Origin of the sequence: Vibrio neptunius (assembly GCF_000967495.1) — a bacterium.
Classification (GTDB): Bacteria; Pseudomonadota; Gammaproteobacteria; order Enterobacterales; family Vibrionaceae; genus Vibrio; species Vibrio neptunius.
In genome coordinates, this window is sequence record NZ_JXXU01000040.1 from 114,265 (window position 1) to 134,034 (window position 19,770).

The 19,770-nt window shown below is 45.8% G+C and carries 10 protein-coding genes; 4 read left to right on the forward strand and 6 right to left on the reverse strand.

What is annotated here, in order from left to right; genetic code table 11:
* Positions 1–6: 6 nt before the first annotated feature.
* Complete coding sequence (locus TW84_RS13630) at positions 7–447, reverse strand: DUF1249 family protein (RefSeq protein ID WP_045976187.1); 441 nt, start codon at positions 445–447, stop codon at positions 7–9.
* Positions 429–1,064 (reverse strand): ADP-ribose diphosphatase, encoded by a 636-nt coding sequence (gene nudF / locus TW84_RS13635; RefSeq protein ID WP_045976188.1) that lies wholly within the window; start codon positions 1,062–1,064, stop codon positions 429–431. Before nudF ends, TW84_RS13630 begins: the two co-directional genes overlap by 19 nt.
* A gap of 233 nt (positions 1,065–1,297) precedes the next feature.
* Here nudF and tolC point away from each other — a divergent pair, with 233 nt between their 5' ends.
* Positions 1,298–2,623, forward strand: a complete 1,326-nt coding sequence (tolC, locus tag TW84_RS13640; protein ID WP_045976189.1) for an outer membrane channel protein TolC — start codon at positions 1,298–1,300, stop codon at positions 2,621–2,623.
* Positions 2,624–2,680: 57 nt separating this feature from the next.
* On the opposite strand, the gene TW84_RS13645 is transcribed toward tolC, so the two are convergent.
* The 4 genes from TW84_RS13645 to mnmL all read right to left on the reverse strand — a co-directional run bounded on the left by TW84_RS13645 (position 2,681) and on the right by mnmL (position 8,312).
* Complete coding sequence (locus TW84_RS13645) at positions 2,681–3,127, reverse strand: putative periplasmic lipoprotein (RefSeq protein ID WP_045976190.1); 447 nt, start codon at positions 3,125–3,127, stop codon at positions 2,681–2,683.
* A 5-nt stretch (positions 3,128–3,132) separates the two neighbouring features.
* Complete coding sequence (gene arcB / locus TW84_RS13650) at positions 3,133–5,472, reverse strand: aerobic respiration two-component sensor histidine kinase ArcB (RefSeq protein ID WP_045976191.1); 2,340 nt, start codon at positions 5,470–5,472, stop codon at positions 3,133–3,135.
* An 81-nt stretch (positions 5,473–5,553) separates the two neighbouring features.
* Complete coding sequence (locus tag TW84_RS13655; protein WP_045976192.1) at positions 5,554–7,302, reverse strand: diguanylate cyclase domain-containing protein; 1,749 nt, start codon at positions 7,300–7,302, stop codon at positions 5,554–5,556.
* 50 nt (positions 7,303–7,352) lie between these two features.
* The gene (gene mnmL, locus TW84_RS13660) at positions 7,353–8,312 is read right to left on the reverse strand and encodes a tRNA modification radical SAM protein MnmL/YtqA (RefSeq protein WP_045976193.1); all 960 of its coding nucleotides are present in this window, start codon (positions 8,310–8,312) and stop codon (positions 7,353–7,355) included.
* 528 nt (positions 8,313–8,840) lie between these two features.
* Between mnmL and gltB (TW84_RS13665) the strand changes: the two genes are divergently transcribed.
* The 3 genes from gltB (TW84_RS13665) (at position 8,841) to gltB (TW84_RS13675) (ending at position 19,756) form a co-directional block, all read left to right on the forward strand.
* Entirely contained in the window at positions 8,841–13,391 is a 4,551-nt protein-coding gene (gene gltB, locus TW84_RS13665) for a glutamate synthase large subunit (RefSeq protein ID WP_045976194.1), read from the forward strand.
* Positions 13,391–14,860: a glutamate synthase subunit beta gene (locus TW84_RS13670; protein WP_045976195.1), complete on the forward strand. Its 1,470-nt coding sequence runs from the start codon at positions 13,391–13,393 to the stop codon at positions 14,858–14,860. Before gltB (TW84_RS13665) ends, TW84_RS13670 begins: the two co-directional genes overlap by 1 nt.
* Positions 14,861–15,292: 432 nt before the next feature.
* A complete protein-coding gene (gene gltB, locus TW84_RS13675; RefSeq protein ID WP_045976196.1) occupies positions 15,293–19,756 on the forward strand; it encodes a glutamate synthase large subunit in 4,464 nt (1,487 codons plus the stop codon).
* Positions 19,757–19,770: the final 14 nt, after the last annotated feature.

Sequence of the window (19,770 nt, forward strand, 5' to 3'; positions counted from 1 at the left end):
TAAAACCTAAATATTGATCGGCGTCCGGCTGATACCATGCCTTAAGCAAAAAGATAACCAATCACCCAAGAAACGATTCAATTGTACTTTCTCATCTTGTTGAACCATTTTGTCATTGGGATATTCGTATCGAGCATTCACTCGTTTTAAATGTTCGCACTCGCATACCTCGGCTACACGAGCATCGTGATAGAGCCTGACAGACATTTTTGGCAATGGAAACACCGGTATATCATCACTTTGACAAATATCGACCAAAGTTGTGTACTTTGTGACTTCGACCACTTGAATTTGATACGCCATGTCAGCAGCTTGATAGCAGCGTAAATCTCCGACCTTAGCCCCAAGTGGAAGTAAAGCGTTGAGTTTGGCGTAATTGGTTTCATAGGTACGCATCAAATCTGCTAAATCAACGTGATACGCCTTTTTTACTGCTGCTTGTGCCATTGTTCTCTTACTGCTTGGTAGTTGAGCTGTAACCACTGCAAAGCAATGATCGAAGCACCATTTTCAAATTTCCCGTCCGTGACCCATTGATAGGCGACCTCGCGATCAACCACATGAACTCGGATATCCTCACCTTCATAGTCTAAACCATGAACGCCATGTGCGGAGGAAGCTTGGGCTTTCCCAACGTACACATCCAGTTTCTCTGAGCAGCCTCCAGAAGAAGGATAATAGGACACCACTTTGATTAACCCATCAACTGAAATGCCGGCTTCTTCTGCCGCTTCGCGACGAACAACCTCTTCTGGTGACTCTTGTGTATCAATAATCCCGGCGACAATTTCTAGTTGCCATGGATGATCATGCTCCAAAGCCCCCACTCGAATTTGTTCAATCAACACAACCTGATCCGTCACTGGGTCATATGGCAGTAGAGCTGCAGCGTGCCCTCGCTCGAACATTTCACGTTCAATCACTTCACTCCAACCTCCTTCAAACAATTTATGTCGAAAGCGATACTTAACCATCTTAAAAAAGCCCTTAAATAGAGTTTCTTTTGAGATAATTTCTACATCTTGTGGAGTAAATTCACTTTGTTGACTGTCAGATAGTTGCATTCGGCACCTCAGTGAGTGAATCTTATAGTTTACTCAGACAAAAGCTTAACTTCCAAGGATATGGCTCAACTTTTTATACAATTTTTGTATTCTGAGTTAAATTGATGAATTAAATATATTGCACAAGTGGATAGTTAAGTGTAAAAATTTGCAAAGTTTTGCGTGAATTAGCATCAGTATGAGTTAAACTCTCGATGAGTCACCTTTTTCATATTTTGGCAGGAATAGGACCTATGAAAAAACTGCTTCCACTATTTATCAGTGCAGCACTAGGAAGCCTGAGCACAAATGCTTTCGCTGACACACTGACGGAAATTTATAACCAAGCAAAAGATAACGACCCAACATTACTTAGCGCAGCAGCTTCTCGCGATTCTGCATTTGAAGCGGTGACTTCTAGCCGTGCAACCTTACTACCTCAAATTAGCTTAACAGCAGCTTATGACGTAAACCGTGGTGAACGTAACAGTGCCACAAACGATTCTGAGGCTTGGAATGCCGCAGTAGGCTTTACCCAAGAGTTATACAAGCGCTCAAGCTGGATAACTCTAGATACAGCGGAAAAAACGGCACGCCAAGCTGACGCGACTTATGCAGCAGCCCAGCAAGATCTCATTCTTAGGGTTGCCACTGCCTATTTTGAAGTGCTAAGAGCAAAAGACAATTTGGTTTTTGTTCAAGCCGAAAAAGCAGCAGTGGGTCGCCAATTAGAGCAAACTAAACAACGTTTTGAAGTAGGCCTTTCTGCCATTACTGACGTACATGATGCGCAGGCGCAGTACGACTCAGTATTAGCTGATGAGGTATTAGCTGAAAATAGTTTGGTAAACAGCTACGAGGGTTTACGAGAGATCACCGGCCTAGAACACGCCAATCTAAATGTATTAGATATTACTCGTTTCTCTGCGACTAAAACTCAAACGCCAGTCGACGCTTTAGTTGAAGAAGCTCAGCAGAAAAACCTGAGCCTACTGTCTTCACGTATCGCACAAGATATCGCCAAGGATAATATTTCACTTCAAAGCTCAGGTCACCTCCCTTCATTAACTTTGGATGGTAGCTACAGCCTTGCCGAACAAATGAATAGTACCCCAAGCTCTGGTGATTATGACTCAGATGGCTTTAACATCGGGCTAAATTTGTCGGTACCTCTATACACGGGTGGTTCAACGACCTCTCTCACCAAGCAAGCTGAATTTGATTACGTAGCAGCGAGCCAAGATTTAGAAGCAACTTACCGCGGCGTAGTAAAAAACGTACGTGCTTTTAACAATGACATCAGCGCTTCAATTGGAGCACTGCGTGCTTATGAACAAACCGTTGTATCGACTAAGTCTGCTTTAGAAGCCACTGAGGCAGGGTTCGATGTTGGTACTCGTACTATCGTTGATGTTCTCGATTCGACTCGCAACTTGTATGATGCGAACAAGAATTTATCTAACGCACGTTACGATTACATTTTGAGCGTATTAAAACTTCGCCAAGCCGTCGGAACTTTAAGCGAACAGGATGTTCTCGACATCAATGCTGGTTTAAAAGAGGCGCCAGCGAGTAGCTAAAAACGAAAAAGGTTGATGCCAAGGCATCAACCTTTTCGATCTCTGGGAGACCAGTGACTAATAGACTGTATCTATTGCTACTTCTTTTTCTACCAGCCACTCGACCTTATCACAGTTCTTAAGCATGACAGCCACATCCACTGGTTGATCTGCATTCACAGCAAACTGCCACACAAAAGCGACCTCCCAGTGACTTTGATTGTGCGTGCGTAATTCCAGTAATTCACCATCAATAGTCCAGCTATCATCACCTTGCTTAATAGAAATACTGTCAACTTCCAGAGTTGCCGGTAATAGCTTGTCAGACTCTAGATTCAGCGAACCATGGAGCGTTTGATCTTGGACTTCACCTAAGGTCGGCATCTTATTCAACCAAAGGTTACTCTTCAAGCGTACCGTCGCTTCTTCAACTGTTGCTTGGTTTCTTTGTTCCCAACCGACTGGTGCGGTTGAACACCCTGCTAAAAGCACTGCGCCAAGAGCGACTAATGCGATTTTTTTCATTGTTATCACCTTTGAGCCAACCACTCTTTCAGAATCTGAATATCATTCTGATATTCATTCTTTATTTCTTCAACCCAGTCATCGATATTTTCCCACCATGCAGGCAAGTCAGGGGATTGTGCTTTCTGAGCAATTTTCTGAATATGTTTGAGGCCGATAGAGCCCGCTGCGCCTTTAATCTTATGGGCTTCAGAAACAATACCGTCTTGATGCTTCGCTGTCATATTCGAATTAAGCACATCAATGTATTCTGGCATCATGTTTTCAAACATATCAATACTATCCAGCACTGGCTTAGCACCAACAATACCCACGTAAGAGTCCAGCATCTCTAGGTCCAGCACTCTGCTGTATAATTCGTTAATTTCTGGAATATCGACCTCTTCGACAGGCTCTGGACGTTGGTATAATTCATCCGAGGTAAACTTAGCAATCACTTCCTGCACCGCGATCACCGATAGGGGTTTACTAATCGCATCGTCCATGCCTTTTTCAAGATACTCATTTTTATTCTTTAGTACATTAGCAGTAAGGGCGACCAAAGGAGGTAAATCTTTATAGGTTTTACGATAAAATTCTGCGACATCGAAACCTGTCATATCCGGAAGCTGTATATCGAGGAAGGCTAGATCATAGATCTCAGGGTCAAACATTTCGATCGCATCTTGCCCGGTCATGGCGACACTAACCTCATGCCCCATACTTTCAAGCAGCGAGCGCGCAACAGTGATGTTGAGTTCAATATCTTCAACCATAAAGATATTAAGTTCCTTACGCTCAGTATCAGAGACTCCAGATTCTTCAACGGCCTGAGATAGAGGGACATGAATAGTCACGGTAAAGGTACTACCAAAGCCTTCCTCGCTGCTTACCGTAATATCTCCATCCATCATCTTAATCAGTTGTTTAGACACGGCAAGGCCAATCCCAGTGCCAACAGCATGCAGATTATCTTTGCCCGATTTAACTTGATAATACATGGCAAAAATCTTTTCCAATTCGGCTTCCGGTATCCCAATACCACTGTCTTCAATTTCCATTGTAATGCGAGCAAACTCTTCATCGACTTCAGCTTCTACCGTCATTACAACACCGCCCTCTTTGGTGAACTTCATGGCGTTGCTAATCAAATTCCACAACACCTGCCTCAATCGGGTTGCATCTACATCAATCGCCGTTGGAAGTTCACTAAGACGCTCAAGGTCAAAGCGCAAACCTTTCTGAGACGCCATTAAGGCAGAAATGCTCTCTATTTCAGCAACAAACTCTTCAAAATTCAGTGACGACGGGAAAAGCTCAAGCTTACGGCGATCAAACTTATCCATATCAATAATATCGTTGAAAATATTACCAAGAGTAATCGCACTAACATTAATAGTTTGCATGTGGTTTCGCTGCTCATCTGTCAATGGCGTATCAAGCAGCATGCGGCTCAATCCAACAATACCATTAAGAGGTGTTCGCAGTTCATGGCTGATGGTTGAAATGAAAGTCGTTTTATCTCGACTCGCTTTCTTCAAAGATTCTTCGTGACGCTTACGCTCGGTAATGTCACGCCCAAAACCAACCAACCCAAGATGACGGCCATCCTTGCTATAAAACGGAACTTTACGCAATTCAAAATAGTTCTTACGACCATCTGGGTATTCCAGCCATTGCTCATAGGTCAACGCCTGATTGTCTGCAAACACCTTTTCATCTGTATCAACAATCTGCTGAGCAACTTCTCTGCTATAAACGTCCCATGGTGTTAAACCCACTAATTGATTTTCTTTTTTACCAGTCAACTCTTCCATGGCACGGTTACAGCCAGAGAAAACACCATCAGCATTGCGGTAATATATAAGATCAGGAGAAGCATCTATAAATGAACGAAGTAGCGCGGTTCTTTCAGCTAACTCAAGTTGAGTACGCTCACGCTGATAAACCTCATTTTCAAGATCTTTCATGGCTTCTTCGCGTGCTTCTTCAGCTTTAATCCGCTCTTCAATTTCCTGATTGAGCTTGGCAATGTTTTGCTGCAGCTTATGATTTAAGTCCTGATCCCGAGAGCGCATATCTTTGAGTTTAGAAACGAGCTTGGACAAGCGTTGGCGTGACTCCTCAAGCTGATCGACTACCACTGAAAGGAAGTACACAGCCCAAGGTGTGATCAGCAGACCGAAAAATACAGAGCGAACGATATCAATGTCATCCACATGGCCACTCAAAACTAACGTAATGCCAACCTGAACGACAACAGCTAAAGCGACTAATGCCAATGCAAGTAAAATTGAGAAACGCAAAATGCCGAGCTTAACCAAAAGATCGACATAATACTGAGCGAGGTTTTTTATCGGTTTCATGGAGCGCTCCGTGCGACAAGGTTAGGTAAATACTACCTGTTTTCACTGAGCACGGCTAAGGGAACCTAGGTCCTGACGACGTTAATTGTCTGATGTGTGATGGACACAAGTTTGATTACGTCCATTTGCTTTCGCCTGATACAAAGCACTGTCAGCCAGAGCAATCAAGCTTTCGCTATTGTCCATAGGTTGAGGAGAAAGAGTCGCGATACCAATACTCACGGTCAAGATGGAGGAGGCTTCTGAAGCACAATGTTCTAAATGCAGCAACTTCACTTCTTGGTGAATTTTTTCTGCAACCTGCAAGGCACCGTCAACCGTTGTATTGGGTAAAATAAATCCAAACTCCTCACCGCCATATCGAGCCACGCAATCACTGGTTCGAAATAACACTGACTTGAACACTCCTGCAACTTTAGCTAGGGCTTCATCACCTGTTTGATGTCCATAATAGTCGTTGAAGCCTTTGAAATAGTCGATATCACATAACATAACGCTTAGAGGCTGACGCTCACGTATATGCAATGGCCACAAGGTCGCTAACTGTTCATCGAATCGACGTCGATTCGGAATTTGCGTCAAACTATCAATAAAGCTGAGCCGCTCGAGTTCCTGATTCGCCTCTTCAAGTTTTTGCGCGGCAAGATAACGGTCAGAGACATCCCTAGCCATGACCAAGACACCATTCGTACCTGAAGCAGGATCGCGAAAAGGCGATTTGACCACATCATACCAAGTGAACTCACCGTTACTATTGATCGCCTTGTCAATGTAACGCAATGATTTTCCCTCATACAGCACCTTTTGATCCGTTTCAGACAAACGGCTATATACGTCATCAGGAATCACATCTTGCAACCGTTTACCGATTAGATCATCAACATCAGAAATACCAAGAGCGCGAACAAATGGCTTATTACATGCCTGATAGACCATATTCTCGTTAAATATACCTATAGAGTCAGGGCTGGACTCTAGAATATTTTGCAAAATGGTATCGCGCTGAGCCAAAGCCACTTCAGTATCACGACGCTTGTCCATCTCATTACGGAGGTTTTGTTGCATATTGTGCCAGTCCGTCACATCATGACTGATACCTATGCTTCCCATCGTTTCCCCTGATGAAGAAATCAAAATATTCTGATAGGTTTCGAGTAGGCAACTTCGGCCATCGGCATTTGTGGTCCAGCGGCGTTTATTTGCCCGCCCTTTAACGACTCCTTTAATGTCTTCACTGCCTTCCTCAGCACGTACGCCCCAGAAACGTTCAAATGCACGATTCGTTGAAATCAATTCACCTTCGTTATTTTTTATAAAAACCAATTCAGAAAGGTTATCCAATGCACTTCTGACCACTGAAAGAGACTCAATTTCTCGCGCCATTTCATCCTCAGTTGCTTGGTAGGAAGACAGATATAGCAGCCAAGAAACACGTCTCCGGTAAATGGTTCTACGGCCACTCATCTCTACCTTAACACGGGTATTTTTCGACACCTGCCATTCTATAGGAAAGCGCTTAAACCCTTCGCCAGAGAACTGGTTGGTTATCGATAGTAAGAATTGACATGGAACGGTGTCGGGCAAAAGATACGATTTACCTACCCGGCGAATTGCCAGCAATTGCATGGCACCCTTATTGGCAAGAAGTAACTTACCAGACTGAGCTTCAACTAATATCAAGGCTGTCGGTGTATCCTGAACCAACGCCTCAATATGTTTTTGTAAGCGAGAATAGAGCACAAAGGACATAATCACACAAAACAGAATGACAACAAGGCCAAAACCATGCCCATGGGAGGTATCCAATAACCAGTAAAACACCTGCTCCATTCTAATACTCTATGTCAATCTGCAACCTAATACTAAGGTTACAAAAGATATCAGCTTATTGCTGATTTTTCTGTATTTATTGAGGGTTTTGTATATAAAAAAGGTTGGTTAATTAAGGAACCTTGTGGCCCATCACGCTCAAGCGTACGTCCAATTTCTGTCATGGCTAACCAACGATTCTCACACCATAAAGGGGCAAGCAGAGTTGGACGCCGGGCTGCCGATGAAACCCGATGAAACACAATATCGGGTGGTGTCATGCGGATCATTGCGCTAGCAGTATCCACATATTGCTGCAGAGAGGGAGCATTAAGCTTGCCTGCCTTCCAAGCTTTAGCCATGGTACTACCTTCTACAATGTGCAAGCTGTGAAGTTTGATCCCATCAGTTCCGACATCAATAACTTTACGCATCGTATCAATGTTATCTTGGTGGGTGTCTTTCGGTAGGCCAACTATTAAGTGGGTACAGACTTTAATACCTAAAGCTCTCGCTCGTTTAGCGATGCTAGCATAACAATTAAAATCATGGCCGCGATTTATGCGCTTAAGGGTATGATTGTTCGCAGTCTGAAGACCGAGCTCAAGCCAGACTTCATAACCTCGCTGCACATAACTCGCCAAAAGCTCTAACACTGCATCAGGAACACAGTCAGGTCTTGTTCCAACGCACAGTCCAACAATGTTTGCCGCTTTTAATGCCTGTTCATACATACGTTTCAACACTTCGACTTCTGCATAGGTGCTGGTGTAGGCCTGAAAATAAGCAAGATATTTTTCCGCTCTGCTGATTTCACCAGCGCGATCTTTGAGCTGTTCATATATGCTCTTGATCTGATTTTTTTCGTCTGAAAAAGAAGCAACATTACAGAAAGTACACCCTCCTCGGCCTATTGTTCCATCTCTATTTGGACAGCTAAAGCCACCATGTAACGTCAACTTATGTACTTTCTCCCCGTAGCGGCGCTGAAGATCTTGCCCAATCGTATTGACTAGTTCGTGCAGTTGCAATTCTCACCCCAAACAATAATAAATATCATTCCCATTAATGTAATTAAATTACACAAATGAAAAAAATAAAGGTTGAAAGTTATCGATTTAAAACGGCTAGGGAGTTATCCAAAATCAATAAACATGCATAAAATGAAGCAATAGATACTAATTTTAAGCAAAAGTTAAACATAAAGATCAAAATCAGACATAAAAAAGAACGCCATAACCTCGAATTTCGATTGCATTTACGCCTAACAAAATTGTAGGATAATTTCAGATTTTAGTTTTACTTGTGCATTAAATTACACATTTAGTTACTAAAACATCGGTGTTTTCCAGCTCTCACCTATATAAATCACTAGATTGTGATACAAAAAACATGGATTTCACCAAGGATTGTTTTTCTCGCAATATTTTTCCTGCGAGGTACGGAATGGAGTCAAAGTCGCCAACCTAGGCAGGCTGCGAATCATAAAAATAAAGGACTGGACGCAGAACTAGTATCAGCTAGTACATTTGCGTCTACTGAACTGGAAGGATGTATCTATGGTAGATAGAGAGCAAAGTTCACAGGGTCTGTATACTCCTGAACTGGAGCATGACGCTTGTGGTATCGGTTTTGTTGCTCACCTCAAAAACCGTAAATCGCACGAAGTAGTAACTCAGGCATTGGATATGCTGGCACGAATGGAACACCGCGGTGGTCAAGGTTGTGACCCATGCAGCGGTGACGGTGCGGGTATCTTGCTACAAAAACCTCATGAATTCCTGTTAGAAGAAGCGGTTAAGCTAGGCATTAAATTGCCTTCGTTTGAAAAGTATGGTGTTGGTATCGTTCTTTTCCCGAAAGACGAATACAAACGTGAGCAATGCCGTGACATTCTGGAACGTAACGCACAACGTCTAGATCTTGAAGTCATCGGCTACCGTGTACTACCAACTGACAACTCAATGATCGGTGCAGATCCACTAAGCACAGAACCTCAGTTTGAGCATGTGTTTATCTCTGGTGGCCCGGGTATCACACCCGAAGAGCTTGAGCGCAAACTGTATGTACTTCGTAACTACACTGTACGTGTTTGCCTAGAAAGCGTTTCGAACATAGGTGACGACTTCTACATTAACTCGATGTCTTACAAGACATTGGTGTACAAAGGTCAGTTAACGACCGAGCAAGTACCTCAGTACTTCCTTGATCTGCAAAACCCGACCATGGTGACTGCACTGGCACTGGTGCACTCTCGTTTCTCTACCAATACCTTCCCGAAATGGCGCCTTGCACAGCCTTTCCGTTACATTGCACACAACGGTGAAATCAATACAGTTCGCGGCAATTTGAACTGGATGAAAGCCCGCGAAGCAATCCTAGAATCAGACCTGTTTACTCAGGCTGAAATCGACATGCTTCTTCCAATCTGTCAGGAGGGGAGCTCGGATTCATCTAACTTTGACATGGCACTTGAGCTCCTAGTTCTTTCTGGTCGTAGCCTGCCACACGCACTGATGATGTTGATACCAGAAGCATGGCAAGAAAACAAAAATATGGATCCTAAACGTCGCGCGTTCTATCAGTACCACGCGAATATCATGGAACCATGGGATGGTCCTGCTTCAGTGTGTTTTACTGATGGTGTTCAAGTTGGTGCGACACTTGACCGTAACGGCCTACGCCCTTCTCGCTACACAGTGACCAAAGACAATTTCCTCGTGATGGCATCAGAATCTGGTGTTGTGGATATTGAACCAGAGAACGTTGAGTTCCGCGGTCGTCTACAACCAGGTCGTATCTTCGTTGCAGACCTAGAGCAAGGTCGCATCATTTCTGACGAAGAAGTGAAAGACAGCATTGCAACGGCGCAGCCTTACGAGAAGTGGGTAGAAGAAAACCTACTGAGCTTGAAGAAGCTACCAGATGCGAGCAACCAGTTCAGCCAACCTTCTCCTGAGCGTTTGCTGCACCGTCAACAAGCTTTCGGTGTGAGCACTGAAGAAGTGAACGAAATCATCGTCCCAATGGCGAATGACGCGAAGGAACCATTATCAGCTATGGGTGCCGACTGGCCTCTTGCGGTTCTATCTCATCAGTCTCAGCACCTTTCAAACTACTTTAAGCAGCTGTTTGCACAGGTAACTAACCCACCGATCGACCCGATCCGTGAGCGTATGGTTATGTCGCTGAACACATACTTGGGTAAAGACCAAAACCTTCTGACTGAAACGCCACTTCACTGTCAGAAAGTCGAGTTGGAATCACCTGTGCTGGCGAACTCCGAGCTTGAAAAACTGCGAGCTATCGATAACGAGCACCTACAAGCGAAGACGTTGGATATCGTATTCCAAGCCAATGAAGATCAAGGCAAGCTTGAGCGTGCACTGAAACGTATCTGCCAATACGCAGAAGACGCGGTTGTCGATGGTTACTCAATCATCTTACTAACTGACCGTGCAGTGAACTCAAACCATGCGGCGATTCCAGCAATGCTGGCTGTTGGTGCTGTGCACCACCATTTGATCCGCAAAGGTCTACGTGCGAAATGTGACATCGTGGTTGAAACCGGTGACGCACGCGAAACGCACCACTTTGCAACGCTACTTGGTTACGGTGCGAATGCGGTTAACCCTTACCTAGTGATTGAAACCATCATTGAACTTCAACGTACCAAGAAGTTAGATCCAGAAGCAAACCCTCGCGATCTGTTCAACAACTACCGTAAAGCGATCAATGGCGGTCTTCTGAAGATCTTCTCGAAGATGGGGATTTCTACGCTACAGTCGTACCATGGTGCGCAAATCTTCGAAGCCTTGGGTATCCATAAGTCTGTGGTAGACAAATACTTCACAGGTACGGTTTCTCGTATCCAAGGTCTAACCCTTGATGATATCGCCAAAGAAGTTTTGATCCGTCACCGCATCGGTTACCCACAACGCGAAATTCCAATTCAAATGCTGGATGTTGGTGGTGTTTACCAATGGAAACAGCGTGGTGAGAAGCACCTATTTAACCCAGAAACCATATCTCTACTGCAAGAGTCTACGCGCAACAAGAACTACAATCAGTTCAAGCAATACGCGACCGCTGTAGATAAACAAGGTGACAACGCAGTAACCCTGCGTAGCCAACTTGAGTTCATTAAGAACCCAGCAGGCTCTATCTCTATCGACGAAGTCGAGCCAATTGAAAGCATAGTGAAACGCTTCGCGACCGGCGCAATGTCATTCGGTTCTATTTCGTACGAAGCACACTCGACACTGGCTGTTGCGATGAACCGCCTTGGCGCGAAATCGAACTCCGGTGAAGGTGGTGAAGACCCAATGCGTTTCGAGCGCAAAGAAAATGGCGATTGGGAGCGCTCAGCAATCAAGCAGGTCGCTTCAGGTCGTTTCGGCGTAACCTCTTACTACCTAACCAACGCTGATGAGCTACAGATCAAGATGGCTCAAGGCGCGAAACCAGGTGAAGGTGGTCAACTACCAGGCGATAAGGTAGACGATTGGATCGGTGCAACACGTCACTCAACTCCGGGCGTTGGTCTTATCTCGCCACCACCACACCACGATATCTACTCAATCGAAGATTTGGCTCAGCTTATCTACGACTTGAAGAATGCGAACCGCACGGGTCGTGTAAACGTGAAACTGGTATCGGAAGCGGGCGTCGGTACTATCGCTTCTGGTGTTGCTAAAGCGAAAGCAGACGTTGTACTTATCGCAGGTTTCGACGGTGGTACTGGTGCATCACCAATGTCTTCAATCCGTCATACTGGTCTTCCTTGGGAACTTGGTTTGGCAGAAACGCATCAAACGCTACTGAAGAACGGTCTGCGTAACCGTATCGTGGTTCAAGCGGATGGTCAGATGAAGACACCTCGTGACCTTGCAGTGGCAACACTGCTTGGTGCAGAAGAATGGGGCGTGGCAACCGCAGCATTGGTGGTTGAAGGCTGTATTATGATGCGTAAGTGTCATAAGAACACCTGTCCTGTCGGTATCGCGACTCAAAACAAGACGCTTCGCGAGCGCTTTGATGGTCGCGTAGAAGACGTCGTCACCTTCTTCCAGTACATGGCACAAGGTCTACGTGAAATCATGGCTGAACTTGGCTTCCGCACTATCGATGAGATGGTCGGTCAAGGCCAGAAGCTGAAGATTCGCCAAGACGTGTCTCACTGGAAATACAAGAACCTAGATCTGTCCCCTGTTCTCCACGTTGAGCAACCACGCGAAGCCGATGGCGTATTCAACCAAGCTCAGCAGAACCACAACCTAGAAGAAGTGCTAGACCGCAAGCTGATTCAAGCAGCAATTCCCGCTCTGGAGAAAGGCGAAGCGGTGAATGCAGAATTCCCTATCGTCAACACGGACCGCTCTGCAGGTACCATGTTGTCGAACGAAATCTCGAAAGTGTACAAAGATGCGGGTCTACCTGAGCCAATGAACGTGAAATTCAAAGGTTCTGCGGGTCAGTCATTCGGTGCATTCCTCGCTAAGGGCGTGAAGTTTGAAGTGGAAGGCGACGCGAACGACTACTGGGGTAAAGGCTTATCTGGCGGTACCTTAGTACTTTACCCAGATGCGAAATCAAGCATTGTCGCGGAAGACAACATCGTGGTTGGTAACGTGTGTTTCTACGGTGCAACTTCGGGTGAGTCTTTCATTCGCGGTATGGCTGGCGAACGTTTCTGTGTTCGTAACTCAGGCGCGAAAGTAGTAGTAGAAGGCGTCGGTGACCACGGTTGTGAGTACATGACGGGCGGTGCAGCAATTATCCTTGGTTCAACAGGTCGTAACTTTGCCGCAGGTATGAGTGGCGGCGTCGCTTATGTATGGGATAAATCAGGCGACTTTGAGTCAAAACTGAACCCAGAGCTAGTAGACCTAGATCCAATCGAGCAAGAAGACAGAGATCTATTACTCGACATGCTAACTAAGCATGTTCACTTCACAGGAAGTGAAGTCGCTCAGTCTTTCCTAGACAACTTTGAAGCAAGCCTAGCCTCTATGGTTAAGGTAATGCCGCGTGACTACAAAGCGGTTCTTCAAAAGCGTAAAGCTGAAGCACAGTCTCAAGGAAACGAAACTCAAGTGGAGGCCGTATAATGGGTAAGCCTACTGGATTTTTAGAGCATGGTCGTGAACTACCACAGAAGATCGACCCAGCTGAACGCATCAAGAACAACAAAGAGTTCGTTCTGAACGAGGAGTTTGGTGACAAGATCAATACTCAGGCTTCTCGTTGTATGGATTGTGGTGTGCCGTTTTGTCATAACGGCTGCCCTATCGGTAACATCATCCCAGAGTTTAACGATGCCGTTTATCGTGATAGCTGGGAAGAAGCATGGAACATTCTAAGCTCAACCAATAACTTCCCAGAGTTCACTGGTCGTGTTTGCCCTGCTCCGTGTGAAAGTGCTTGTGTACTTGGCATCAACCAAGATCCAATCACTATCTGTAATATCGAGAAAACCATCGTAGAAACGGCGTATCGTGAAGGGTACGCCAAACCAAAAACACCTCGTTCTCGCACTGGTAAAACCGTTGCGATCATCGGTTCGGGCCCTGCTGGCCTTGCGGCTGCTGAGCAGTTAAACAGCGCTGGTCATACTGTGACAGTATTCGAGCGAGACGAGAAAGTAGGCGGTCTGCTGCGTTTTGGTATCCCAGATTTCAAACTGGGTATGGATGTGATTGATCGTAAGATCAACCTAATGGCAGAAGCGGGTATTGAATTCAAAGTTAACCAACATGTTGGTGTTGATGTGAATGCTCAGCAGCTGCGTCAAGAGTTCGATGTGGTTCTACTGACTGGTGGTTCAACCGTTCCTCGTGATTTGCCAGTTCCGGGTCGTGAACTAAAAGGCGTTCACTTCGCAATGGAATTCCTAGGTCAAAACAACCGCCGTGCCAACGACATGGATCTTAAGGGTGAAGAACTTCACGCCGCGGGCAAGCATGTTGTGGTGATCGGTGGTGGTGATACCGGCTCTGACTGTGTGGGTACATCTAACCGTCATGGCGCAGCAAGCATCACTCAGGTTGAAATCATGCCGATTCCACCAGAGAAACGTCCTGCCAATATGCCATGGCCACAGTACCCGATGATCCTACGTACTTCGACGTCTCATGAAGAAGGCGTTGATCGTCACTGGAATATCCTAACCAAAGAGTTCATCGGCAATGACAAAGGTGAAGTTACAGGCCTTCGTTTAGCTGATATCGTTTGGCAAGATGCGAAACCAGGCGAGCGTCCAAGCTTCAAAGAAGTAGAAGGCAGCGAACGTGTGATTCCATGTGATATGGCATTTCTAGCGATGGGCTTCCTACACCCTGAACCAACAGGCGTACTTGCTCAACTGGATATCGCGCTAGATGATCGCGGTAACGTAGCAACTCAAGGTTTTGCTACTAACCAAGAAGGCGTATTTGCTGCTGGTGATATGCGAACAGGCCAGTCTTTAGTGGTTCGTTGTATCAATGAAGGTCGCGAATGTGCCCGTGCGATCGATGACTACCTAATGGGTGGGACTCATCTTGAAGCGAAAGCCGATTCACTAATGCTATCAGCATAAGTCGAATCAACTCCAGCATCAGACAACAATGAATGATTCTGGAGTTAAAACGAATAACTAATCAATCCTTCCAAACTATCCAACTTGACCAGCACATTGTGCTGGTCTTTTTTATTTCAACCGAATTCAATTGTTGCAAAATTGTAACAATCAAAAACATATACTCATGATATATAAGTACTTTTTAGGATATTAGTGGGTAAATAGAACATTGATGTTATATATCACCAAAAACTTGACCTTTTCTATCATACGCTATACGTTGTGAAGTCGATGAAAATGATTTCGTCTTTATTTAAAAAATAATAACAAACCATTCTGTGTATATTTATGCGGAATTTAACAATTTGAAAGCATAGTTAGTCATACATACCAACCCTTGTGATGTTGGTATTTCTGTCTGGAAGACAGAGAAGCAAAGGGAGAATTGCAATGGCTTTATATGATCCTAGTCTTGAAAAAGACAACTGTGGATTTGGTTTGATCGCTCACATGGAAGGACAACCAAGCCACAAACTGGTTCGTACAGCAATTTCGGCATTGGATCGCATGACCCACCGAGGTGGTATCGCCGCCGACGGTAAAACCGGCGATGGTTGTGGACTTCTATTACAAAAGCCCGACTCATATTTACGCCTCATCGCGGAAGAGAACAGCTTTAACCTCAGTAAACAATACGCTGTAGGTATGATGTTTTTCAGCCAAGATCCAGTCAAAGCACAATCTGCTAAAGACATCATCAATAAAGAGTTAACTCAAGAAACTCTGACCGTTTCAGGTTGGCGTGATGTGCCGACCAACTCAGATGTTTTAGGCCCAATCGCGCTGGATTCGTTACCTAATATTCAACAAGTATTCATTTCAGCCCCTGCAGGCTGGCGTGAACGTGACATTGAACGTCGTTTGTATATCGCACGCCGCCGCATAGAAAAACAAATCACGCAAGACAGTGATTTTTACATCTGCAGCTTGTCCACACAGGTGATTGTATACAAAGGCCTGTGCATGCCTGCAGACTTACCACGCTTTTACCTCGATCTCGCAGATTTGCGCATGGAATCCGCTATTTGCTTGTTCCACCAGCGTTTTTCAACAAATACCCAGCCACGTTGGCCGCTGGCTCAACCCTTCCGCTATCTGGCACACAATGGTGAAATCAATACCATTGAAGGCAATCGCCAGTGGGCACGTGCTCGTGCATACAAATTCGCTTCGCCCCTACTGCCTGACTTGCAAACAGCAGCTCCATTTGTGAACGAAACGGGCTCTGATTCATCCAGTCTGGATAACATGCTCGACCTTTTCCTAGCGGGTGGCATGGACGTCTTCCGTGCGATGAGAATGCTGGTGCCGCCTGCATGGCAAAATCACCCGGATATGGATCCGGATTTGCGTGCATTCTACGATTTCAACTCCAAACATATGGAACCATGGGATGGCCCTGCTGGCATCGTATTGTCCGATGGCCGTTATGCTGCGTGTAATCTAGATCGTAATGGCCTGCGCCCCGCTCGTTATGTCATCACTAAAGATCAGCTGATTACACTGGCATCAGAGGTTGGTATTTGGGATTATGCTCCCGACGAAGTGGCAGAAAAAGGCCGTGTTGGACCGGGCGAATTGTTGGTCGTTGACACACGCCGCGGGAAATTATGGCAATCAAGTGAAATTGACAACGATCTAAAAGGTCGTCACCCATATAAAGAGTGGATGGACAATAACGTCCATAAGCTCACACCATTTGCTCAGCTGCCTGAAGAGCAGGTAGGTAAGCGTAATTTTGATAATGACTTGCTCAAGACCTATCAGAAGCAATTCGCTATGACTAACGAAGAAGTCGATCAAGTCCTTCGAGTCCTTGGTGATATGGGTCAAGAAGCGGTTGGCTCTATGGGTGATGATACCCCGATGGCCATTCTTTCCTCGAAAGAACGATTAGTTACAGACTACTTCCGTCAGAAATTTGCTCAGGTCACCAATCCACCGATCGATCCGTTGCGTGAAAAGCACGTCATGTCACTGGCGACCAGTATTGGTCAAGAAATGAACGTTTTCTGTGAAACCGATGGACACGCTCATCGCGTAACTTTTGATTCCCCGGTGCTGCTGTACTCGGACATGCAGCAACTGCTCGAACTGGCTGATGAGCACTACCGTCATACCATCTTAGATATCAATTACGATCCTAAGAGTAAGAACCTCCAACAAGCGATCAACGATTTATGTGACCAAGCAGTCGATATTGTACGTGAAGGTACTGTACTGGTGGTGTTATCTGATCGCGCGTTGGTGAAAGGCAAGCTGCCAATTCCTGCTGCTATGGCGGTAGGCGCGGTGCAAACACGTTTAATTGAAGAGAATCTTCGTTGTGATGCCAACATTATTGTCGAGACAGCCACTGCTCGCGATCCACATCAATTCGCTGTCCTACTTGGATTTGGCGCAACAGCGGTATACCCATACTTAGCTTATGAAGCATTGAGTAAACTGATTGATGATGGTGCACTTATAAAAAGCTACCGCGATGTAATGCAAAACTATCAATATGGTATCAACAAAGGCCTCTACAAAATCATGTCCAAAATGGGCATATCCACCGTCGCCTCTTACCGTTGTTCGCAACTATTTGAAGCGGTAGGCCTGAGTGAAGATGTCGTCGAACTTTGCTTCCGCGGGGTCACGACACGTATACAGGGCGCCAGCTTCGACGATTTCCAGCAAGACTTGTTTAACCTTTCACGTAAAGCTTGGGCGAAACGTAAAGCCATCGAACACGGTGGTTTGCTTAAATACGTCCATGGCGGTGAGTATCATGCCTATAACCCAGATGTCGTAGGCACACTCCAACAGGCGGTAAAGTCTGGTGAGAGTAGTGATTATCAGAGCTTTGCCAAGCAAGTAAACCAACGTCCTGTAGCGATGCTGCGCGATTTGATGACGCTGAAACAATCCGCAACACCGCTACCTTTAGAAAAAGTCGAGCCAAGCACAGAGTTATTTAAGCGTTTCGACTCTGCCGCGATGTCCATTGGCGCTCTGAGCCCAGAAGCTCATGAAGCACTGGCGACCGCGATGAACCGTCTTGGTGGCTATTCAAATTCAGGTGAAGGTGGTGAAGATCCACGTCGCTTCGGCACAGAGCGTAACTCTCGCATTAAGCAAATTGCCTCAGGTCGGTTTGGTGTCACTCCGCATTACCTGACCAATGCCGATGTTCTGCAAATCAAAGTCGCTCAGGGTGCAAAGCCGGGTGAAGGCGGTCAGCTTCCAGGACATAAAGTGACGGCGGAAATCGCTAAGCTACGTTATTCAGTCCAAGGCGTTACGCTGATCTCTCCTCCGCCACACCACGATATTTATTCAATTGAAGATTTAGCTCAGCTGATTTTCGACCTAAAACAGGTCAATCCAAATGCGCTAGTTTCGGTGAAATTAGTATCTGAGCCTGGTGTCGGCACCATCGCAACAGGTGTCGCGAAGGCCTACGCTGATCTTATTACCATCTCAGGTTACGACGGCGGTACCGCAGCAAGCCCACTAACCTCAGTGAAATACGCAGGTTGTCCTTGGGAGCTGGGCCTTGCAGAGACTCAACAAGCACTGGTTGCTAACGGGCTTCGTCACAAGATTCGCCTTCAAGTGGATGGCGGTCTAAAAACAGGTTTAGACGTTGTAAAAGCCGCGATTCTAGGTGCAGAAAGCTTCGGTTTTGGAACAGCACCTATGGTAGCGATGGGCTGTAAGTTCCTGCGCATTTGTCACCTCAACAATTGTGCAACAGGCGTTGCCACTCAAGACGAATTGTTACGCAAAGAGTTCTTCAAAGGCTTGCCAGAGCAAGTGATGAATTATTTTGTCGGTTTGGCTGATGAAGTACGCACCTTGTTAGCGGAACTGGAAGTGGAAAAACTCACTGATCTCATCGGGCGAACTGAGTTGCTGGAGACAGCAGAAGGTATGACCGCCAAGCAAACCAAGCTCGACTTAAGCAACATTCTCGAGGCGCCTGCATCACCAGAAGGTCATCCACTATTTTGGACAGAGCCTAACACACCGTTTGATAAAGCCGAGTTAAACCAGAAGATCATTGATGACGCGCTCTCAGCCGTAGAATCCGGCGAATCAGCTAGCTTCTTCTACAATGTCATCAATACCGATCGCTCGATTGGTGCGCGTCTATCAGGTGAAATAGCGAAACGCTATGGAAACCAAGGCATGGCGGCCACCCCCATTAAACTGCATCTTGATGGCACCGCTGGACAGTCATTTGGGGTCTGGAATGCGGGTGGCGTAGAACAGTACCTCACTGGTGACGCCAACGACTATGTTGGTAAAGGCATGGCTGGTGGCAAGTTGGTCATCAAACCACATCAGGGAACCGCATTCCGCTGTAATGAAGCCACTATTATTGGTAACACCTGCTTATACGGTGCAACTGGCGGCAAACTCTTTGCTGCTGGTACGGCTGGCGAGCGCTTTGGCGTCCGTAACTCTGGAACCATCGCTGTCATAGAAGGCGCTGGCGACAACGCTTGTGAATACATGACAGGAGGTATTGTGGCAATTCTTGGCGCAACTGGGGTCAATTTTGGCGCAGGGATGACAGGTGGATTTGCCTACGTTCTTGATAAGAACGAAGACTTCCAAGGCCGGGTGAACAATGAATCCGTAGAAGCATTGGCGCTATCTGATCTCTATATACATCAAGAACATTTACGCGGCCTAATAGCAGAGCATCTTGAAGAAACAAATTCCGTCCACGCAGAAGATATTCTGGCGAACTTTGATGAATGGATTCCAAAGTTCTATCTGGTGAAACCTAAAGCTGCAGACCTTCGTACCTTGCTGGGTCACCAAAGTCGTAGTGCCGCTGAACTTCGCGTTCAAGCGCAGTAATCATGGAGGATGTT